Raw genomic sequence first — 258 nt, 5'->3', positions numbered from 1 at the left:
CGATGTTCCACACGATTTTCCAGCAGCCTGATGCGGCGTCTGTGTGGGCTCAGGCCAGGGATGTGGTGGAGTTCTGTCAGCAGAAGTTCCCGGATGTGGCTGATTACCTGGAAGAAGCCCTGGATGAGCTGCTGGCGTTCACCCAGTGCCCGAAGGCGGTGTGGACCAAGGTGTGGTCGAATAACCCGACCGAGAGGCTCAATCGGGAGATCCGCCGGCGCACTGATGTGGTGGGGATCTTCCCGAACCGGGATGCGG

General features: G+C 60.9%; 1 protein-coding gene. It reads left to right on the top strand.

Annotated elements, in window-relative coordinates; translation table 11 throughout:
- Nucleotides 1–258, top strand: a 258-nt coding sequence (locus HMPREF0298_RS11355) for an IS256 family transposase (RefSeq protein WP_006841352.1), incomplete at both ends; no start/stop codon positions are given.

It is taken from the genome of Corynebacterium lipophiloflavum DSM 44291, from assembly GCF_000159635.1.
Lineage (GTDB): Bacteria > Actinomycetota > Actinomycetes > Mycobacteriales > Mycobacteriaceae > Corynebacterium > Corynebacterium lipophiloflavum.
The sequence above is the reverse complement of the archived record's forward strand: the minus strand, read 5'-3'. Positions and strand labels throughout refer to the sequence as shown.